The sequence below is a fragment of the Microbacterium sp. 69-7 genome (genome assembly GCF_001897985.1).
GTDB lineage: Bacteria > Actinomycetota > Actinomycetes > Actinomycetales > Microbacteriaceae > Microbacterium > Microbacterium laevaniformans.
Genome location: NZ_MKRU01000021.1, coordinates 1 through 18,659, shown reverse-complemented (window position 1 = coordinate 18,659; position 18,659 = coordinate 1). Strand labels below are relative to the sequence as shown.

At 68.6% G+C, this 18,659-nt stretch carries 20 protein-coding genes and 3 tRNA genes; 13 read left to right on the top strand and 10 right to left on the bottom strand.

Features of this window, described 5'->3' with window-relative positions; translation table 11 throughout:
• The first annotated feature begins 280 nt into the window (after positions 1–280).
• On the top strand, positions 281–562 hold the full coding sequence (locus tag BGN98_RS02315; protein ID WP_288119298.1) for a hypothetical protein: 282 nt from the start codon (positions 281–283) through the stop codon (positions 560–562).
• A 42-nt stretch (positions 563–604) separates the two neighbouring features.
• Here BGN98_RS02315 and BGN98_RS02310 read toward each other — a convergent pair whose 3' ends face one another.
• On the bottom strand, positions 605–1,987 hold the full coding sequence (locus tag BGN98_RS02310) for an FAD-dependent oxidoreductase (RefSeq protein ID WP_288119296.1): 1,383 nt from the start codon (positions 1,985–1,987) through the stop codon (positions 605–607).
• A gap of 11 nt (positions 1,988–1,998) precedes the next feature.
• Positions 1,999–2,757 carry an aquaporin gene (locus tag BGN98_RS02305; protein WP_288119294.1) on the bottom strand — a complete coding sequence of 253 codons (759 nt, stop codon included), beginning with the start codon at positions 2,755–2,757 and terminating at the stop codon, positions 1,999–2,001.
• 49 nt (positions 2,758–2,806) lie between these two features.
• Between BGN98_RS02305 and BGN98_RS02300 the strand changes: the two genes are divergently transcribed.
• Complete coding sequence (locus tag BGN98_RS02300; protein ID WP_288119292.1) at positions 2,807–3,481, top strand: arsenate reductase/protein-tyrosine-phosphatase family protein; 675 nt, start codon at positions 2,807–2,809, stop codon at positions 3,479–3,481.
• 18 nt (positions 3,482–3,499) lie between these two features.
• Positions 3,500–3,925, top strand: coding sequence for an arsenate-mycothiol transferase ArsC (locus tag BGN98_RS02295; RefSeq protein ID WP_288119290.1), 426 nt, complete (start codon positions 3,500–3,502; stop codon positions 3,923–3,925).
• On the opposite strand, the gene BGN98_RS02290 is transcribed toward BGN98_RS02295, so the two are convergent.
• The 7 genes from BGN98_RS02290 to BGN98_RS02260 form a co-directional block, all read right to left on the bottom strand.
• On the bottom strand, positions 3,922–4,527 hold the full coding sequence (locus BGN98_RS02290) for a cadmium resistance transporter (protein ID WP_288119289.1): 606 nt from the start codon (positions 4,525–4,527) through the stop codon (positions 3,922–3,924). The two genes, BGN98_RS02295 and BGN98_RS02290, sit on opposite strands and share 4 nt — an antisense overlap.
• The gene (locus BGN98_RS02285) at positions 4,524–5,075 is read right to left on the bottom strand and encodes a signal peptidase II (protein ID WP_288119288.1); all 552 of its coding nucleotides are present in this window, start codon (positions 5,073–5,075) and stop codon (positions 4,524–4,526) included. The genes BGN98_RS02290 and BGN98_RS02285 overlap by 4 nt, the downstream gene beginning before the upstream one ends.
• Positions 5,072–6,973: a heavy metal translocating P-type ATPase gene (locus tag BGN98_RS02280; RefSeq protein WP_288119286.1), complete on the bottom strand. Its 1,902-nt coding sequence runs from the start codon at positions 6,971–6,973 to the stop codon at positions 5,072–5,074. The genes BGN98_RS02285 and BGN98_RS02280 overlap by 4 nt, the downstream gene beginning before the upstream one ends.
• Positions 6,970–7,329 (bottom strand): Cd(II)/Pb(II)-sensing metalloregulatory transcriptional regulator CmtR, encoded by a 360-nt coding sequence (cmtR, locus tag BGN98_RS02275; RefSeq protein ID WP_288119284.1) that lies wholly within the window; start codon positions 7,327–7,329, stop codon positions 6,970–6,972. Before cmtR ends, BGN98_RS02280 begins: the two co-directional genes overlap by 4 nt.
• Before the next feature lie 207 nt (positions 7,330–7,536).
• A tRNA-Phe gene (locus tag BGN98_RS02270) sits at positions 7,537–7,609 on the bottom strand.
• An 81-nt stretch (positions 7,610–7,690) separates the two neighbouring features.
• Positions 7,691–7,764, bottom strand: a tRNA-Asp gene (locus BGN98_RS02265).
• 27 nt (positions 7,765–7,791) lie between these two features.
• A tRNA-Glu gene (locus BGN98_RS02260) sits at positions 7,792–7,864 on the bottom strand.
• A gap of 271 nt (positions 7,865–8,135) precedes the next feature.
• Between BGN98_RS02260 and BGN98_RS02255 the strand changes: the two genes are divergently transcribed.
• Entirely contained in the window at positions 8,136–9,539 is a 1,404-nt protein-coding gene (locus BGN98_RS02255) for a peptidoglycan DD-metalloendopeptidase family protein (protein ID WP_036285972.1), read from the top strand.
• 65 nt (positions 9,540–9,604) lie between these two features.
• Here BGN98_RS02255 and BGN98_RS02250 read toward each other — a convergent pair whose 3' ends face one another.
• Positions 9,605–10,138, bottom strand: coding sequence for an inorganic diphosphatase (locus BGN98_RS02250; protein WP_036285974.1), 534 nt, complete (start codon positions 10,136–10,138; stop codon positions 9,605–9,607).
• A gap of 70 nt (positions 10,139–10,208) precedes the next feature.
• Here BGN98_RS02250 and tilS point away from each other — a divergent pair, with 70 nt between their 5' ends.
• The 9 genes from tilS (at position 10,209) to folB (ending at position 18,495) form a co-directional block, all read left to right on the top strand.
• Complete coding sequence (gene tilS / locus BGN98_RS02245) at positions 10,209–11,210, top strand: tRNA lysidine(34) synthetase TilS (protein WP_036285976.1); 1,002 nt, start codon at positions 10,209–10,211, stop codon at positions 11,208–11,210.
• Positions 11,211–11,324: 114 nt separating this feature from the next.
• The gene (locus tag BGN98_RS02240) at positions 11,325–11,606 is read left to right on the top strand and encodes a type VII secretion target (RefSeq protein ID WP_061682800.1); all 282 of its coding nucleotides are present in this window, start codon (positions 11,325–11,327) and stop codon (positions 11,604–11,606) included.
• Between the two features lie 753 nt (positions 11,607–12,359).
• Positions 12,360–13,484, top strand: a complete 1,125-nt coding sequence (locus tag BGN98_RS02235; protein ID WP_288119280.1) for an alpha/beta hydrolase — start codon at positions 12,360–12,362, stop codon at positions 13,482–13,484.
• Positions 13,481–13,978 (top strand): toprim domain-containing protein, encoded by a 498-nt coding sequence (locus BGN98_RS02230; protein ID WP_036285980.1) that lies wholly within the window; start codon positions 13,481–13,483, stop codon positions 13,976–13,978. The genes BGN98_RS02235 and BGN98_RS02230 overlap by 4 nt, the downstream gene beginning before the upstream one ends.
• Before the next feature lie 38 nt (positions 13,979–14,016).
• Entirely contained in the window at positions 14,017–14,568 is a 552-nt protein-coding gene (hpt, locus tag BGN98_RS02225; protein WP_036285982.1) for a hypoxanthine phosphoribosyltransferase, read from the top strand.
• A gap of 125 nt (positions 14,569–14,693) precedes the next feature.
• Complete coding sequence (ftsH, locus tag BGN98_RS02220; RefSeq protein WP_036319004.1) at positions 14,694–16,703, top strand: ATP-dependent zinc metalloprotease FtsH; 2,010 nt, start codon at positions 14,694–14,696, stop codon at positions 16,701–16,703.
• Between the two features lie 9 nt (positions 16,704–16,712).
• The gene (gene folE, locus BGN98_RS02215) at positions 16,713–17,303 is read left to right on the top strand and encodes a GTP cyclohydrolase I (RefSeq protein ID WP_288119276.1); all 591 of its coding nucleotides are present in this window, start codon (positions 16,713–16,715) and stop codon (positions 17,301–17,303) included.
• On the top strand, positions 17,300–18,124 hold the full coding sequence (gene folP, locus BGN98_RS02210; protein WP_288119274.1) for a dihydropteroate synthase: 825 nt from the start codon (positions 17,300–17,302) through the stop codon (positions 18,122–18,124). Before folE ends, folP begins: the two co-directional genes overlap by 4 nt.
• Complete coding sequence (gene folB / locus BGN98_RS02205) at positions 18,121–18,495, top strand: dihydroneopterin aldolase (RefSeq protein ID WP_288119273.1); 375 nt, start codon at positions 18,121–18,123, stop codon at positions 18,493–18,495. Before folP ends, folB begins: the two co-directional genes overlap by 4 nt.
• The last annotated feature ends 164 nt before the right edge of the window (positions 18,496–18,659 follow it).

The window sequence follows — 18,659 nt, the reverse complement described above, 5'->3', positions numbered from 1 at the left end:
GACCATCGCACGATGGCTCACCCCGTCGCGGTCACGACGCCGCGGGCCCGAAAGACCACCACCCCGCGGGACTCCAGGCTGCGCTCGTCGTAGAGCATCACGTGCTCGAGCTGGTGTGGGAGGCGTGGGAGCGGCCCGACAGGTTCGCGACTGGTGACAAGGGTGAGACCGAACGGTGGCGGGACTGGCTCGTGCCGCCACCTCTGATCGTTGTCAGTGAATCGCTCGCTTCGGACAGGGATCTGCCGGGGTGGGAAGTTTCTGTGTTCAGGGGAGAGTCATGACCGATGCAGGGAACACCTCCGGCAGGACGGCAATGGACGTAGTTCGTAGCGCTGAGAGAGGTGAAGTCTCGCGAGATCAGCTCGTGATCATCCTCGAGTCGTGGAGCTTCCAACCGAAGCACCGTACGCGCGGCCTGGCCGACGATTGGGAAACTCGACCCGACAGTTTCGAAGCCGTCGAGTACGCGTACCTGGTTGGTCTGATCGACGACACGGCTTACGAGCTGATCTCACGACTCGCGGGGCACACCTCGAACAGCCGCGACCAAGATCGCTGAATTCGGCGAGTTGAGCGGTAAAACGACCTTCCCAGCGGGCTGTTAAGCCTGCACGAGTGACCGGGTCTCGCGCTCCCAGGCTTGGGTGGCCATCTGGACGGCGTCCCAGGGGGAGCCGAGCGGGGGTGTGTAGGAGAGGTCGAGGTCGCTCATCTCGGGCACGGTCATGCGGTGGTGCAGGGCGGTGGCGTAGGTGTCGACGCGCTTGGAGATTTCTGCGCCTCGGGTGCCGACGAGCTGTGCGCCGAGGAGTCGTCCGTTGCGGGTGTCGCCGGTGATGCGGATGCTGATGGGTGTGGCTCCGGGGTAGTAGCGCTTGTGGTCGTCTGCGATCGCGGTGTGGCTGTGCGGGCTGTAGTCGGCGGCGATGGCTTCGTGGTCGCGGAGGCCGGTGCGGGCGGCCACCACGTCGAACACCTTCACGACCTGGGTGCCGAGGCTTCCGGCGAAGTGGGCGTTGCCGCCGATCGCGTTTTCGCCGGCGACGCGGCCCTGTTTGTGGGAGGTGGTGCCGAGGGGCAGGTAGGTGATGCCGAGGAGGCGGTGGTGGGTGACTACGCCGTCGCCGGCTGCCCATACGTTCGGTAGGCCGGTGCGCATCTGCTCGTCGACGATGACTGCGCCTCCGGCTCCGGTGGTCGCGCCGGCGTCGGTGAGGAGGTTGGTGTTGGGGCGGACGCCGACGACGACGAGCACGAGGTCGGCGCTTTGGGAGAAGGTGTCGCCGTCGCGGGTGCCGGTGACGGTGAGCCGGCCGCTCTCGCGGGTGACGGTTTCGATGCGGGTGCCGGTGAGGACGTTGACGCCGTGGCGGGTGAGTTCGTCGTGGACGAGGGAGCCGAGTTCGGGGTCGAGGGTGGAGAGGACTTCGGGTCCGCGTTGGAGTTGTGTGACGTGGAGGCCGCGGACGGTGAGGGCTTCGGCCATTTCGAGGCCGACGTAGCCGGCGCCGACGATGATCGCGGTTTCGGGCTGGTGCTCGTCGAGGTATCGCTCCAGAGCGAAGGTGTCGCCCATCGAGTGCAGGAGGTGCACACCGTCGTCAGGGCCGAGTCCATCGAGTCCGGTGATGCCTGCGGTGGACGGGGAGGCTCCGGTGCCGACCATGAGCGCGTCGTACGGGATGGTCGATTCGGTGCCGGCAGCGTCGCGGACGGTAAGCGTGCGACCGCCGACGTCGATGCGCGTGGCGAGGGTGTCCAGGCGCAGGTTCATGCCTGTGGCTTCGAGGTCGGCGTGCGTGCGGTGGGCGAGTGATTGCCAGGGCTGCACTTCACGGGAGAAGTAGTACGGGATGCCGCAGATAGAGAAGTTCGGGTAGGAGTCGGCCACGACGACGGTGACGTCGACGGACGGGTCGAGTTCGCGGGCGCGGAGGGCGGTGGAGATTCCGGCGTCGCTTCCGCCGATGGCTACGAGGTGCATAGGGGTGCCTTTCAGGGCTGGTGTTCGGGTTGCACGGGGACCACGACGTCTCCCGCGGTGCGGGCAGCGGTCGGGTAGAAGATCAGCAGCAGTGCGAGGCCGAGGGCGGCGCCGATGAGCTGGGCGAGGATGAACGGTAGGACGGCGGTGGGGGCGATGCCGGCAAAGGTGTCGGTGAACATGCGGGCGATGGTGACGGCGGGGTTGGCGAACGATGTGGAGCTGGTGAACCAGTACGCGGCCCCGATGTATGCGCCGACTGCGGCTGCGGTGACCCGTCCGTTTCCGGTGCGGGCAAGCGCGAAGATCAGCAGCACGAGCCCCGCGGTGGCCACGACTTCGCCGACCAGGTGCCCGCTGGTCGCGCGCTGGTTCTCGGAGAACGCGGGTGCGATGTCAAACATGACGCCGGTCAGGAGTGTCCCGGCGATGCCGCCGAGGGTTTGCGCGACCAGGTAGGGACTGAGGTCGCGCAGCGGGAGCCCGGTGCCGGCGCGGCGGCTGAGCAGCCAGTCCGCGATCGACACGACGGGGTTGAAGTGCGCCCCGGACACGGGGCCAAGCATGAGGATCAGCACAGCCAGCCCGAGGGCGGTGGTCAGGCTGTTCTCGAGGAGCTGCAATCCGACGTTGCCTGGCGAGAGTCGCTGTGCCGCGATCCCGGACCCGACCACGACGGTGACGAGGAGTCCCGTGCCGACGAACTCGGCGGCGGCCCGGCGGGCAAGGTGGGGTCGGCTGAGAGGCGGGGATGCGATCGGAGGTTTCATGTCGGCTTCATCTTGACCCGCGGTAGGTAGTTCAGTCAAGATTGAAACAATGAACGTTGAGCGAATAGACCCGGTGGAGGCGCGTGCGGCACGGCACGCAGCGCTCGGTGACCCGTCGCGCTTGCGGATCGTCGATCTGATCACGCTGGGCGATCTGTCCCCGTCGGAGATCCGTGTGGCGTTGGGGTTGCCGTCGAACCTGGTGACGCATCACCTGAACGTCCTCGAATCGGTGGGCATGGTCGCCCGCTCCCGGTCGGAGGCCGACAAGCGCCGCAGCTACGTGCACCTGACGGACAGCGCACTGGCGGGCCTCACACCGGGACGCACAGAGCGGGCAGCCCGGGGCGTGTTCGTGTGCACGGCCAACTCGGCGAGATCGAAGCTGGCCGCCGCATTGTGGGCGACGCGCAGCAGCATCCCGGCGGCTTCGGGCGGGACTCACCCCGCCGAGCGTGTTGCTCCTGGCGCGGTCGCCGCCGCCGAACGCCACGCGCTCCCCCTTGCGGCCGAGGCGCCCCGGACGCTGAATGACGTGCTCACCGATGAAGACTTCGTCATCACGGTCTGCGACAACGCGCACGAAGAACTCGGGGTGACAGGGAACCTGCACTGGTCGATTCCCGACCCGGTGCGAGTCGGCTCCGAGGAAGCCTTCGACGCCGCCTACGACGAGCTGGAACGACGTATCACCGAACTCGCCCCCCGACTCGCCGCCAGCTAACCCGACAGAAAGACCCCCATGAGCACCCCTACTCCCACCGTACTGTTCATCTGCCAGCACAACGCTGGTCGCTCCCAGCTCGGCGCAGCCCTGCTCGAACACCTCGCGGGCGACCGGTTCGCCGCGGACTCCGCCGGCCTCTCGCCCGCCGACGAGGTGAACCCCGCCGTCGCCGCGACGGTCGCGGAGCTGGGCATGGACATCACCGATCGCGTGCCGCGCGAAGTCACCCCCAGCGACTTGGAGGCCGCCGACGTCGTGGTGCTGATGAAGCCCGGCCTGACACTGCCGGCGACCCCGCGCGGCGAGGTCTTGGAGTGGTCGTTTCCGAACCCGGAGTCGTGGGATGCCGAGGCGGTTCGCCCACTGCGGGATGCCGTGTCGACCAAAATCGAAGCGGCATTTCGGGGAGCCAAATTGCATGCAACTAGGCGCCGTATCTAGAGCCCAAACGCACCTCCACTGATCAAGATGAAGATGCCCAGCGCGATGAGGACTACTGGGAACAGTATGTGTTCCCAGCGTTCCAGCACTTCGGCGATGGGGCGTCGCGTGGCGATGAACTTGGCCACTATCACGAGGACCACGACGAGCGCGAGGAAGACGAGGCAGTAGGCGACCACGGCGGCCGGTCCTACGCTGAGGAAGACAGGGACGTAAACGCCGATGTTGTCCCCACCGTTTGCGAAAGTCACACCGGCCACCGCCCAGACAGCGACTTTCTTGCCTTCGATCTTGCTTTCGTCGTCGTCGTCGCCTTCGCGCCGGCGGTGCCAGGCTTGCCAGGCCGCCCACAAGCCAAGCCCCAACGGGATGAGCCCGAAGTAGGGGATCGCCTCCGGAGGGAGAAATGCTCCGGCGCCTAGAGAGACGAGTACAGCGGCGCCGAGAATACCTGCGAAACCTAGATACTGACCGACGATGATCCGAAGCGTCGTCCCCTTTTCGCCCGCGCCATGCGCGAAGAACAGCGAGAGCACGATGATGTCGTCGATGTTCGTGACGAGGAAGAGGCCGATTGCCTGGAAGATGGACGACCAGATCATTGTCGTGACCTCGCCTGACGAAGGTAGAGGAGTAGCCCGAGGGCGACGCCGATTCCGAGGATGACGTCGGCGAGGTTGCCGATGAACAGGTTTCCGTAGGCGAGGAAGTCGGTGACGTGGCCGCGGCCGAACCCTGGCGGGGCGAAGAGCCGGTCTAGGAGGTTGCCGACTGCGCCTCCCCACAGCAGCCCGATCACGACCGCCCATCCTGCGGTGCGGGCGCGTGTGGCAGCGATGAGCAGGGCCACGGTTGCCGCAGCCGCGATGAGGGTGAGTAGCCAGGTGGAGCCGGATCCCAAGGACATGACGGTGCCGGGGTTGAAGGCGAGTTGTAGGCCGAGCCAGTCTCCGAGGAGCGGGATGCGGTCTTGCTCGCTGAGCTCTGCGAGGGCGAGTGCTTTGGTGCCTTGGTCGATCAGCACGGCACCTGCGGCGACGGCGCACGCGAGCAGGAGCAGCCGGGGTCGCACATGCGGGCTGAGAGGGCCGGCGGAACTCAACGGGGCATCCGTCGTTTCCGAGGAGGGGCCGTCGACGTGCCCGGTCATGCTTTTGTGCGCCGTGCTGCGCGGAGGCCGTTGAGGATGACGATGACTTCGGCGACTTCGTGGACGAGCACGACGGCGGCGAGGCCGAGGATGCCGGTGATCGCCAGCGGCAGCAGGACAGCGATGATCGCGATGGAGAGCACGACGTTCTGGTTGATGATGCTGCGGCCGCGGCGGGCGTGAGCGAGTGCCTGCGGGATGAGGCGCAGGTCGTGTCCGGTGAATGCGACGTCGGCGGATTCGATCGCGGCATCGGCGCCCTTGGCTCCCATCGCGATTCCTAGGTCGGCGGCTGCGAGAGCGGGGGCGTCGTTGATGCCGTCTCCGATCATGGCGGTGGGCTGCGACTTCGACAGTTCCGTGACAGCGGCAGCCTTGTCCTCGGGGCGCAGTTCGGCGCGCACGTCGGTGATCCCGGCCTGTGCGGCCAGCGCTGCCGCGGTTCGGGTGTTATCGCCGGTGAGCATCGTCACTCCGACTCCACGACGATTCAGTGTGGCGATGACTTCAGGCACTTCGGGGCGCAGTTCGTCCCGCACCCCGATCGCGCCGACGGGCTTGTCGTCGCGGTGGACGATGACGACGGTCATCCCCTCGGATTCCATCGCTGCCACTTCCTCGGCCAGCACGCCAGCGTCCAGCCAGCGTGGGCTGCCGACCGCGAGACGGGCACCGTCCAGCGTGCCGGCGATGCCGTGTCCGGCGGTTTCGGTGACGTCCTGCGCGGTTGGCGCGTCGGAGACGGCGTTGGTGATCGCAGCGGCCAGGGGATGCGTGCTATGGCCTTCGAGGCTCGCCGCCCACGCCAACACCTCATCCTCGGTCGCCCCCAAGGCGGTGACGACGCGCGTGACGGTGGGCTCGTTGCGGGTCAGGGTGCCGGTCTTGTCGACGGCGAAGTGGCGGATGCCGCCGAATCGCTCGAACGCGGCTCCGGACTTTACGACCACACCGAACTTGGAGGCCGCGCCGATCGCGGAGACGACAGTCACCGGGACAGCGATCGCCAGAGCGCAGGGCGAGGCTGCCACCAGCACGACCAAAGCGCGGGTGATCCACAGCTCAGGGTCGCCGCTCAGCAGCGACCCGAGCACCCCGACCAGCACGGCGAGGATCATCACACCGGGCACGAGGGGGCGGGCGATCCGGTCGGCCAGACGGGCGCGGTCGCCCTTCTCAGCCTGGGCCTGCTCTACCAACTCGACAATCGTGGTGAGCGAGTTGTCGGTGCCGGCGGCGGTGGCCTCGACTTCGAGAACGCCGGTGGTGTTGATCGACCCGGCCGACACGTCGGTGCCGGGCTCGACCTCGACCGGGATGGACTCACCTGTGATCGCGGACGTGTCGAGGCTGCTCCGCCCGACGCGCACGATGCCGTCCGTGGCGATCCGTTCTCCCGGCCGAACCACGAGCACGTCACCGACACGCAGCTCCTTCGCCTCAACCTCGGCCGTGGCATCACCGCGCTTGACAAGCGCGGTGTCGGGTACGAGCTTCAGCAGCGCCCGCAACCCTGCGCGGGCGCGGTCCATTGCCTTGTCTTCCAACGCTTCCGCAATGGAGTACAGGAACGCTAGCGCGGCCGCCTCTTCGACATAGCCGAGGATCACCGCGCCGGTCGCGCTGATCGTCATGAGCAGCCCGATGCCGAGCTTGCCTTTGGTGAACAGCTTGCGCAGCGCGCCCGGCACGAATGTGTACGCGCCTAGCAGCAGACCGATCCAGAACAGCACCAGACCCGCGGTCTCCGCACCAGTCCACTCGCACACCACACCGGCGACGAACGCGACACCAGACGCGACCGGGACTAGGACGCTCGGACTCCGGTACCACGGCCTGTCATCGTCATCATCATCAAGTTCGACGTGCTCGACCTGCGAACCCGTAACCGCGCTCATGCCCGAACCTCCCCGACGACGCAGCCCTCAACGCCGCAGTTTGGGTCCATGCACGGCACGCTCTCGTCGACCGCGAGCGTCACGTCAACCAGCGCCGTGAGCGCGCGGGCAAGGTGCGGATCTGCGACCTCGTAGCGGGTCTGCCGCCCCTCGGGCTCGGCCACCACGATCCCGCACCCCCGCAGACACGTCAGATGGTTGGACACGTTCGAGCGCGACAACCCCAACTCCCGCGACAGCACGGCCGGGTAGCTCGGGCCAGACAAGAGGCTGAGGAGGATGCGAGAGCGCGTCGGGTCCGCCATGGCGCGGCCCAGTCGGTTCATCACGTCGAGTCGATCGGCAATGGTCAGCATGCGATGACTATACATCGACGAATGTACTCAGCGCCTAATCGCACCCTCCACCGGCCCACGACCGGCCCATGACTCGACAGACGGCGCCGCTTCGTTGACGGCTGAAGCAGCTCTCCGCCCGAATCCGATTGCCTGGAAAGAACGGGAACGGTCGTTGATCTGGGAAAAAAGAAACCCCCGTGAGTAGAAGCCTCACGAGGGTCCCAGTGGCTCCGACGGGCGTCGATCCCGTGACCTCACGATTTTCAGTCGTGCGCTCTACCAACTGAGCTACAGAGCCGCGCGGCATCCGCTTGAAGAATCTGCCGCGTCCTACACGAAGGGCCCTCGATCTCGAAAGAAAAGGGCCCGTCGCTCGGAGCGACCCTGACGGGACTTGAACCCGCGACCTCCGCCGTGACAGGGCGGCACGCTAACCAACTGCGCTACAGGGCCATACGTATTCAGTTGTGTGTCGGAGAGTGACCCCAACGGGATTCGAACCCGTGCTACCGCCGTGAAAGGGCGGCGTCCTAGGCCGCTAAACGATGGGGCCGAGCGAACCCGGAGGCTCATTCTTACCGACGCTCAAGCATAAGAGATCATCCAGCAAATCGGAAATCGAGGGCGTGGGATGCCGTGCCGCGCGCTCTCCGCGGGGGAGGATGGCCGCGGGTGCGGCGCGTGCGAGCCTCCGAATGACCCCGGTCTCCCAGCGGTTTCATCACGAGAAACCCCTGGGCGAATGTGACGAATGTTGTTAGTGTGACGTGTGTTGCCATCGCGGGATGGCGGGGGTCGACGCGCGTGAAAGACGGAGGTTCGAGGTGAAGACCGACAAGTCCGCTTCGACGGAAGACTGCGGCTGCGCGCCGACCGCCACAGAAATGGCGGGCCTGCGCGGCCCGATGAGCCGGCGCTCCGCCCTCGGCCTCGCGGGCCTCGGCGTCCTCAGCCTCGGTGCCGTCAGTGCCTTCGGACTGCGGTTCAGCCCCTCCGCGTTCGCGGCCGACTACCCCTCGTGGGACGACGTGCAGAACGCCAAGAACAACGAAGCCGCCAAGGCCGCCGAAGTCACCCGCATCCAGGGTCTGATCGCCGCGCTCCAGGCCGACGTCGAGGCGAAGCAGGCCGAAGCGCAGCGGCTCGCGAGCGAGTACCTCGCCGCTCAGGAAGCGTTCGAGCAGGCCGCCGACGAGGCAACCGCGCTGCAGAGTCAAGCCGATGCGGAGTCCGCCCGCGCGACCGAGACGGCCAAGAAGCTCGGACGCCTCGCCGCCCAGCAGTACCGCGCCGGCGGCGGCGATCCGTCGATGGAGCTCTTCTTCTCCGGCTCCGCGGCCAGCGCCGACGACCTGCTCGCCAAGCTCGGCACGATGGACCGCCTCGTCGCGGCCAACCGCGGCGTCTACGCCGACGCGGTCAGCGCTCGCAACAATGCGCAGAGCCTCAGCGACAAGGCCAGGGTCGCCCGCGACGAGCGCGACCGCCTCCAGCAGGAGGCGCAGCAGAAGATGCAGGCCGCGCAGGATGCCGCGACCGCCGCCCAGGCTGCGCTCGCCGAGCAGGACAAGAACCTCGGCACCCTCCAGGCCCAGCTCGCGGCCCTCCAGGACCAGACCGCGAAGACGGTCGCCGACTACCAGGCCGGCGTCGAAGCCGCCCGCAAGGCCGAGGAGGCGCGCCAGGCCGCCCTCGCCGAAGAACGCCGCAAGCAGGCCGAAGCCGAAGCGGCCGCCAACGCCGGGAACGGCGGCGGAGGAGGCGGTGGTGGTGGCGGAGGCGGCGGCGGTGGCGGCGGTTCCGCCGGCACGGATGGGTGGGTGCGCCCGGCATCCGGCTACATCAGCTCGTGGTTCGGCAACCGCGGCACCATCTGCGGCCCCGGAGGCTGCGTCACCGGGCACCGCGGCATCGATTTCGCCACCGCCTGCTGGTCGCCGATCTACGCCGCCGCGTCGGGCCGGGTCGTCTACGCCGGCTGGGGCGACGGCTGGGGCAACTACGTCAAGGTCGACCACGGCGGCGGCGTCATCACCGGCTACGCCCACATCGTCGACGGCGGCTACAACGTCAGCTACGGCCAGTGGGTCAACGCGGGCGACGTCATCGCGTACGTCGGCAACACCGGGGTCTCGACCGGCTGCCACCTGCACTTCGAGGTCTACTGGCAGGGCGTGCGCATCGACCCGGCACCCGTGCTCTACGACCACGGCATCAACGTCTACTGACGAGTGCTGCAACGCAGAAGAGCGGATGCCGACCGGCATCCGCTCTTCGCGTGTGAGACCGGGTCTCAGATGGTCTTGGGGGCGTGGCCCTCACCCTGGGTGGCGGTCTGCGCACCCTCGTCCTGGAAGCGCTGGAACGCCTCGGCGACCAGGCGCTCGGCCTCTTCGGCGCCGGCCCACTGGTCGACCTTGACCCACTTGCCGGGCTCGAGGTCCTTGTAGTGCTCGAAGAAGTGGCCGATCTCGCCCTTGGTCCACTCGTCGAGGTCGTCGACGTCCTGGATGTGCGCCCAGCGCGGGTCCTTCGCGAGCACCGCCACGACCTTGTCGTCGCCGCCGGCCTCGTCGAGCATCTTCAGCACGGCGACCGGGCGCACCTTGGCCATGACACCCGGGTACAGGTCGCGATCGAGCAGCAGCAGCACGTCGAGCGGGTCGCCGTCCTCGCCGAGGGTGTCCTCGAAGAAGCCGTAGTTCGCGGGGTAGCCCATCGGCGTGAACAGCACGCGGTCCAGGAACACCCGGCCGGTGCCGTGGTCGACCTCGTACTTCACGCGGCTGCCGCGCGGAATCTCGATGACGGCGTCGTATGCGCCCATGCTGGTTCTCCTTCGGAGGGTCTGGTGGATGCCGGCATCCAGCCTAGTCGGCAGGCTCGCAGTCGCTAGCGTGGATGCCGTGGACCACCGCCCCAGCCTCGACCCCGCCGTCGCCGAGATCCGTCGGGCGGTGCGCGCCGTCCTCGCGACGGTCTCCGGTCCCGTGCTGGTGGGGCTGTCCGGCGGCGCCGACTCGCTCGCGCTCGCCGACGCGGTCGCGTTCGAGGCGCCGAAAGCCGGGGTCACGGCATCCGCGGCGATCATCGACCACGGTCTGCAGGCGGGATCCGACCGCGTCGCCGCCCGCGCGGCCGCCGTCGCGGAGGAGCGGGGCCTGCCCGCCCGCGTCATCCGCGTCGAGGTCGGTGCGGAGGGTGGGCCCGAGGCCGCCGCCCGCGATGCCCGCCGCGCCGCCCTGCTCGCCGCCGCGAAGGATGCCGGGGCCGAAGCGATCCTGCTCGCCCACACCCTCGACGACCAGGCCGAGACCGTGCTTGTGGGTCTCGCTCGCGGATCCGGGGCCGCGAGCCTCGGGGGCATGTCGCCCGACCGGGTCGAAGACGGCATCCGCATCCTGCGTCCCCTGCTCGACGTGCGCCGTGCAACCACCCGCGCCGCTTGCACCGCGGCGGGCCTGCCGCCGTGGGAGGACCCGCACAATCTCGACCGCCGGTTCCTGCGTGTTCGCGTGCGCCAAGACGTCATGCCCGTGCTCGAAGCCGAGCTCGGCCCCGGCGTCGCCGAGGCGCTCGCCCGCACGAGCGATCAGCTGCGTGAGGATGCCGCCGCCTTCGCCGAGATGATCGACGAGACGATCGAAGACATCGTCGAGCACGCCGAAGCCGGCATCGCGGTGTCGGTGCCCGCGCTCGCCGCCAACCCGCCCGCGCTGCGTCACCGCATCATCCGCCACGTCGTCGCGAGCGAGTTCGGCGTGAGCCTCACCCGCACCCAGACCCTTGAGGTCGCCCGGCTCGTCACCGACTGGCGTGGCCAGGGCCCGATCGACCTCCCCGGATGCCGCGCCCACCGCCGCGGGGCGCGGGTGACCTTCACAGCGCTATCCGCGTGAACCCCGCCGGGGCATACACGCACGCGTGTCGGGCTGAAGGCCACGAGGGCAGTTCTCCCCATCGCCGCGTGGACGCGGATCGCACAAGATGGATACGAAAGAGCGGAGACGACGGTGAGCGATCTGAGGGTCGACGAAGAACACCTGCGTGCCGCTGTGACACAACTGAACTCGGCCAGCACTCCCGTGGCGGGCGCGTGCGACGCCACCGATGCGTGCGGCTCGACAACGGTCGAAGCGGCGCTCGGTGAGGTCGAGACGATCGTGAGGGGCGCGCTGGCCGCACTCGTCGACGTGGCGACGCGGGCTTCGGCTGACGTGTCGACTGCCGCTCAGGTCTTCGACGATGCGGATACCTCACTCGCGCAGGGCAGATCAGGCGGAGGGGTGCGATGAGCCTGCCCATGATCGACGGCGACCCGGCCCAGGGCGATCCCGACGGCATCCGTGGCCTCGCGCAGATCTTCACACACCGTTCCTCCGACCTCACCGAGCGTTCGTCGCACACCTCGTCGGCTTCCGCCGAGCTCGGCTCCACCAAGTCCGAGACCACGGGCGCACTCGTCGCGCGCACGTCGCTGCTCACGCAACGCTTCAGCGAGGCGTCGACCGCCAGCCTCGACGCGGCACGCATCCTCAACGACTACGCATCCAGCCTCGACGGCTTGAAGGCGCTCGCCGCGCGTCGGTTGCAGACGGCATCCGACTTGTATGACCGGTTGCAGCGGCGACGCCACGAAGCGATGAACCAAGCCTCGGAGGCTGTCGTGGGATGGGCGATCCCGTGGGACCAGGTCATCTCGTCGAGCATCTACCTCTCAGATCGTGGCTACCTGACCCGCTGGCAGAGCGCCATCGACGATTACCGGAGCGCGGCTCGTCAGTACAACGGGCTGCACGCCGACCGGAAATCGCTGGACGACAGCACCGCGCGCAGCCTCCGGGGCATCTCCTTGGTGGCAGCCGTCGGGCGCGGCGGCGCGGTGTCGGCGGGGGGGCCTGGCGGCGGCGACGTCGGTATGGGCGGGCGACCTGAGTGCGCTCACCGCGGCATCCATCGCGAGCCTCGGCGATCCGAAGACGATCCGCGAGGTCTGGAACGCGCTGAGGCCCGCGCAGCGGGAGAAGCTGACGTCTGCCGACCCGCTGGTGATCGGAAACCTCGACGGCATCCCGCTGCGCGACCGTGTCACGGCAAATCGGATCAGTATCCAGAACGAGATCGCGCGTCGTCGATCCGAGGTCGACGATCTGCAGAAGCAGATCGACGAGCTGTCGGCGCACCCCACTCGCGGATCCAGTGCGCTGATCTCGGTGCTGCGTGCGAGGATCGCGGAGCACGAGACCTACGTCTCCTCATACCAGGACCTGCTCGAGAAGAAGTGGGAGTGGAAGGACGAGAACCGCCAGCCGGTGTCGCAGGTCGGTGTCAACGTCGTGGTGTTCGACCCTACGTCGTCCGCCATCGGGTCGTACTACGGGCCGATCGATCCGCAGACCGGTGACATCCCGGCCTGGGTGAAGCACACCGCCGTATCGGTGCCGGGCACCGGAGCCAACATGGCGGACTTCTCTGAAAGTCGCGCGCAGGACCTCTACTTGGCGTCCGGCTACGACTCGGCGGTGTTCCAGTGGGCGGGCGGCGCGTTCCCGCAGACGATTCCCGAAGCGACGCAGGCGTCGTACTCCGAGAAGCTCGCGCCTCGCCTCGCGTCGTTCGTCGACTCCGTGAACGTGCCCTCCGGTGCGACGATGACGGTGCTCGGGCATAGCTACGGAGGGGCGACCGTCGGCCTCGCCGAGAAGGCGGGCATGCACGCCGACCGCATCCTCTACGTCTCCGCCGCGGGGATGGGGCGCGGGGTCGCCGGCGTCGAGGACTTTCCGAACACGGCCCACGTGCCGCACTACTCGATGATGGCTCGACACGATGCCGTCGTCGGCCTGATCCAGGGCAACAACGGCGATTGGAATGCCATCCACGGCCAGTCGCCGCTGAACGCGCCCTCCGTGACGCGGCTGGAGACGGGGTTCGTGGATGCGAGCGATCACGGCAAAGGCGACATGGAGAGTACGGGCGTGATCGACAGTCACAGCAAGGTCTTCACCCGCGGTTCGACGTCATTCGACAACATGGTGGCCGTGATCACGGGGTCCCAAGCCGAGCTCTTCGCCCCCGACGACCTCGTCAACACCTACAGTGGGGCGGGCCCGGTGTTCATCGATGGAGTCGATAGCCCGGACTACAGCCCGCACTATATCGAGGTCAAATGAACAGGCGCCGTCTCCTCGTCCTGGCCGCGGTCGTCGCGGCATCCATCTCCTTGGGAGGTTGCATGTCCCCCCCGCAGCACAGCCGACTCGACGACTACCGTGCTCAGGCGGAGAAGCTCAGTGACGAGCTGATCGCCACCATCCCTGCGACCCTCGCCGGCACGACGGGCGCGTTGAATTCCCGCATGACGCTCGGCGCCGACATCTCGTCGCATGAGGACGCGGACGCGCCGGCGTGGTGGAACGTCGACCGCTCGGTCACCCCCGCTCCCGTCGCGAACGCGGCGAAGGATGTGGCGGCGGCCATGGCCGCCCACCTCACCGCCGGAGGCTGGTCGGAGAAGAACGTCCGCGCCGACGGCGAGCGAACGATCGACGGCTACCGCAAGGACGGGTGGTATGTGGAGATCGCGTGGTATTCCACGGCTCCCGGCAAGGCCGAAGCCCTCGATCTCGCCATCGTGAGTCCCCAAACCGTCCGCGGCGATCACTAGCGTCCAACCGGTGAGCGACGCGTGCCTAAAATCGAGGAATGCGCGCAGCCGACATCGCTGACCAGCTGTCCACCGTCCTCGTCACCGAGGAGCAGATCCACGACAAGCTCGGTGAGCTCGCCGCGCGCGTCGAGGCCGACTACGCCGGCAAGGATCTGCTGCTGATCGGCGTGCTGAAGGGCGCCGTCATGGTGATGGCCGACTTCTCGCGGAAGCTTCGCCGCGACGTCGTCATCGACTGGATGGCCGTGTCGTCCTACGGCGCCGGCACGAAGTCCAGCGGTGTCGTGCAGATCCGCAAGGACCTCGACACCGACCTCACCGGCAAGCACGTGCTGATCGTCGAGGACATCATCGACTCGGGCCTGACCCTCAGCTGGCTGCTGGAGAACTTCGCGTCGCGCGGCGCCGCCTCGATCGAGATCCTCGCGCTGCTGCGCAAGCCCGAGGCGGCCAAGGTCGAGATCGACTGCCGCTACGTCGGCTTCGACATCCCCACCGACTTCGTCGTCGGCTACGGCCTCGACTACGACGAGCGCTTCCGCAACCTCCGCGACGTCGCGGTGCTCGCGCCGCACGTCTACAGCTGAACGCAGCGCAGGGCGTTCGACTCGCTGCGCTCGCTCAACGACCGGGGGGTGCGCGGCCGCTCCCGGTTCGCCTGTGGCGAATGCACAGACGCCCCATAGTTGCCGCGCGGTAGCCTGAGCGGATCATGGACTTCAAGAAGCTCAGCCGCAACCCGTTCGTCTACGTGTTGCTCATCGGCGCCCTGTTGCTGATCGGCATGTCGCTGATCTCGACGCTCACGGGCGCGAAGCAGATCACGACGCAGGAGGGTCTGACGCTCCTGAAGGGCGGCACCGTCACCCAGGTGACCAACACCGACGGCGACCAGCGCGTCGACATGACCCTGTCCGCGCCGTTCCAGGGCGCCACACAGGTGCAGTTCTACTACGTCGGCGCGCGCGCCAACGAGGTCGTCTCGGCCGTGGATGCCGCGACCCCGAAGGACGGCTACAACGACGTCGTCCCGCGCACCACCTTCTTCGAGAGCCTGCTGTCGCTGCTCATCCCCATCCTGTTGCTGGGTCTGCTCTTCTGGTTCTTCTTCTCCGCGGCCCAGGGCGGCAACAGCAAGGTCATGCAGTTCGGCAAGTCGCGCGCGAAACTCGTGACGAAGGAGACCCCGACGGTCACCTTCGCCGATGTCGCCGGTGCCGACGAGGCCATCGAGGAGATGCAGGAGATCAAGGACTTCCTGAAGGACCCGGCGAAGTTCCAGGCGGTCGGCGCCCGCATCCCGAAGGGCGTGCTGCTGTACGGCCCTCCCGGAACCGGTAAGACCCTGCTCGCGCGCGCCGTCGCCGGCGAGGCCGGCGTGCCGTTCTACTCCATCTCCGGCTCCGACTTCGTCGAGATGTTCGTGGGCGTCGGCGCGAGCCGCGTGCGCGATCTGTTCAACCAGGCCAAGGAGAACGCGCCGGCGATCATCTTCATCGACGAGATCGACGCCGTCGGCCGCCACCGCGGTGCCGGCATGGGCGGCGGTCACGACGAGCGCGAGCAGACACTCAACCAGATGCTCGTCGAGATGGACGGCTTCGACCCGAAGGCCTCGGTGCTGGTCATCGCCGCCACGAACCGTCCCGACATCCTCGACCCGGCGCTGCTGCGCCCGGGCCGCTTCGACCGTCAGATCGGCGTGGATGCCCCCGACCTCAAGGGTCGCCAGCGCATCCTCGAGGTGCACGGCCGCGGCAAGCCGCTCTCGCCCTCGGTCGACCTCGCCGTCATCGCGCGCAAGACGCCCGGCTTCACCGGTGCCGACCTCGCGAACGTGCTGAACGAGGCCGCGCTGCTCACGGCGCGCTCCAACGCGCAGCTCATCGACATGCGCGCACTCGACGAGGCCATCGACCGCGTCATCGCCGGTCCGCAGCGTCGCACGCGCATCATGAAGGACAAGGAGAAGCTCATCACCGCGTACCACGAGGGTGGTCACGCCCTCGCGGCGGCGGCGATGAACAACACCGACCCGGTCACGAAGGTCACCATCCTCCCGCGCGGCAAGGCCCTCGGTTACACGATGGTGCTGCCGCTGGAGGACAAGTACTCGGTCACCCGCAACGAGCTGCAGGACCAGCTCACCTACGCCATGGGCGGCCGTGTCGCGGAGGAGATCGTCTTCCACGACCCGACCACCGGTGCGAGCAACGACATCGAGAAGGCCACCGGCATTGCCCGCAAGATGGTCACCGAGTACGGCATGACCACCGATGTCGGACCCGTCAAGCTCGGCTCGTCGTCCGGCGAGGTCTTCATGGGCCGCGACATGGGTCACGGCCGCGACTTCTCGGAGCGCATCGCCGAGCGCGTCGACAAGCAGGTGCGCGATCTCATCGAGCAGGCCCACAACGAGGCCTACGAGGTGATCAACGCCAACCGCGACATCCTCGACAAGCTCGCCCTCGCCCTCCTGGAGAAGGAGACGCTCGACCACCTCGAGCTCGCCGAGATCTTCCGCGACGTCAAGAAGCTGCCGCCGCGCCCGCAGTGGCTCTCCAGCGACGACCGCCCCGTCTCGATGCTGCCGCCGGTGGACGTGCCCCGTCGTCAGGACGAGGCCGGGCTGGCTGCGGCATCCGTCGCGGAGGAGCAGCCCGCGGCGCAGACGGCGGCGCAGCGGCGTCCGAGCGGGCAGGCGCGCCCCGCAACCGCCTAGGCTCGTGACGTGGCCGTCGATCGAGACCGCGTCGCCGCCGCCGTGCGCGACATCCTCGTCGCGATCGGGGAGGACCCCGACCGCCCGGGGCTGAAGGCGACCCCGCAGCGGGTCGCCGACGCCTACGCGGACTTCTTCTCCGGGGTGGGGCAGGATGCCGCCGAGCCGCTCGCCCACACCATCAGCGTCTCGCGCGGGCCGGCGCCCGACACGCTGCCCTCCGGTGCGGTGCTGCTGCGCGACATCCGCTTCCGCTCCGTCTGCGAGCATCACCTGCTGCCCTTCGCGGGGCGTGCGCACATCGCGTACCTGCCGGGTGAGCAGGTGGTGGGCCTCGGGGCGCTCCCCAAGGTCGTCGACGTGCTCGCGGCCCGCCCGCAGGTGCAGGAACGGCTGGGAGAGCAGATCGCCGACACCATCGCCGCGGCCCTCGATGCGCGCGGGGTGCTCGTCGTGCTCGCCGCACGCCACGAGTGCGTCACGATGCGTGGGGGACGTCAGCCGGATGCCGCGACGATCACCATCGCCGCGCGCGGCGAGCTGGCCGAGCCGTCTGCACGCGCCGAGATCATGATGCTCGTGACGGGGACGCCCGCATGACCGCGATCATGGGCATCGTCAACGTCACCCCCGACTCGTTCAGCGACGGCGGGCGCTTCCTCGCGGCCGACGCCGCGATCGCGCACGGCCTGTCGCTGCGCATCGACGGCGCCGACATCCTCGATGTCGGCGGAGAGTCGACGCGGCCGGGCGCCGAGCGGGTGACCCCGGCCGAGGAGCAGGCGCGCGTGCTGCCCGTGGTGGCGGCGCTCGCGGCGGAGGGCGCTCTCGTCAGCATCGACACGATGAACGCGAGCACCGCGCAGGCGGCGATCGATGCCGGCGCGCGCATCGTCAACGACGTCTCGGGCGGGTTGGCAGATACCGACATGCTCGGGGTGGTCGCGGCATCCGACGTCGACGTCGTCCTGCAGCACTGGCGCGGCCACTCCGCCGACATGTACGCCCATGCGGCCTACGCGGACCTCGTCCGCGACCTCGTCGCCGAGCTCGAGGGACGCGCGGAGGCCGCCGCGGCCGCGGGGATCTCGCCCGAGCGGGTCATCCTCGATCCGGGAATCGGCTTCGGCAAGCGCGGCCCGCAGAACTGGGAGGCGCTGCGCGCCCTCGAGCGCATCGTCGCGATCGGGCCGCGGGTACTCGTCGGCACCAGCCGCAAGCGCTTCCTCGCGGAGGCGCTCGCGCCTGCCGACGGCGCGGAGGTCTCGACCCGGCGACGCGACCTCGCGACCGCCGTCACGAGCGTGCTCGCGACGCAGGCCGGAGCGTGGGCCGTGCGCGTGCACGACGCCGCAGCCACCCGCGACGCGCTCGCGGTGTGGGCGCGGTGGAGCGGTGAGAACGACGGAGGAGGCGCATGAGCGACCGGATCACCCTCACCGGCATCCGGGCCACCGGCTACCACGGGGTCTATGAGCACGAGCGTCGCGAGGGCCAGGTCTTCATCGCTGACGTCGTGCTGGAGCTCTCGCTCGCCGACGCCGCCCGCAGCGACGACGTGGCCGACACCGTGCACTACGGCGAGTTCGCCGACCAGGTCGCCGCGGTGCTCTCCGGAGACCCGGCCGACCTCCTCGAGACCGTCGCGCAGCGCATCGCCGATCGGGCCCTCGCGTACGCCCGGGTGGATGCCGTCGAGGTCACGATCCACAAACCGCAGGCGCCCATCACGGTGCCGTTCGACGACGTGAGCGTGACGATCCGTCGCGCTCGTGAAGGAGTGCCCACATGAACCGCCGCCTCGCGCAGGGCTTCTCCGACGACATGCCCGCCCGCGACTCCGCCGAGACGGTCGCGGTGATCGCGATCGGCGCGAACCTGGGCGACCGGCAGGCGACGATGACGGCGGCCCTCGAAGAGCTCGCGCGTCTGCCGCTGACGACGCGTGTCGTCGCC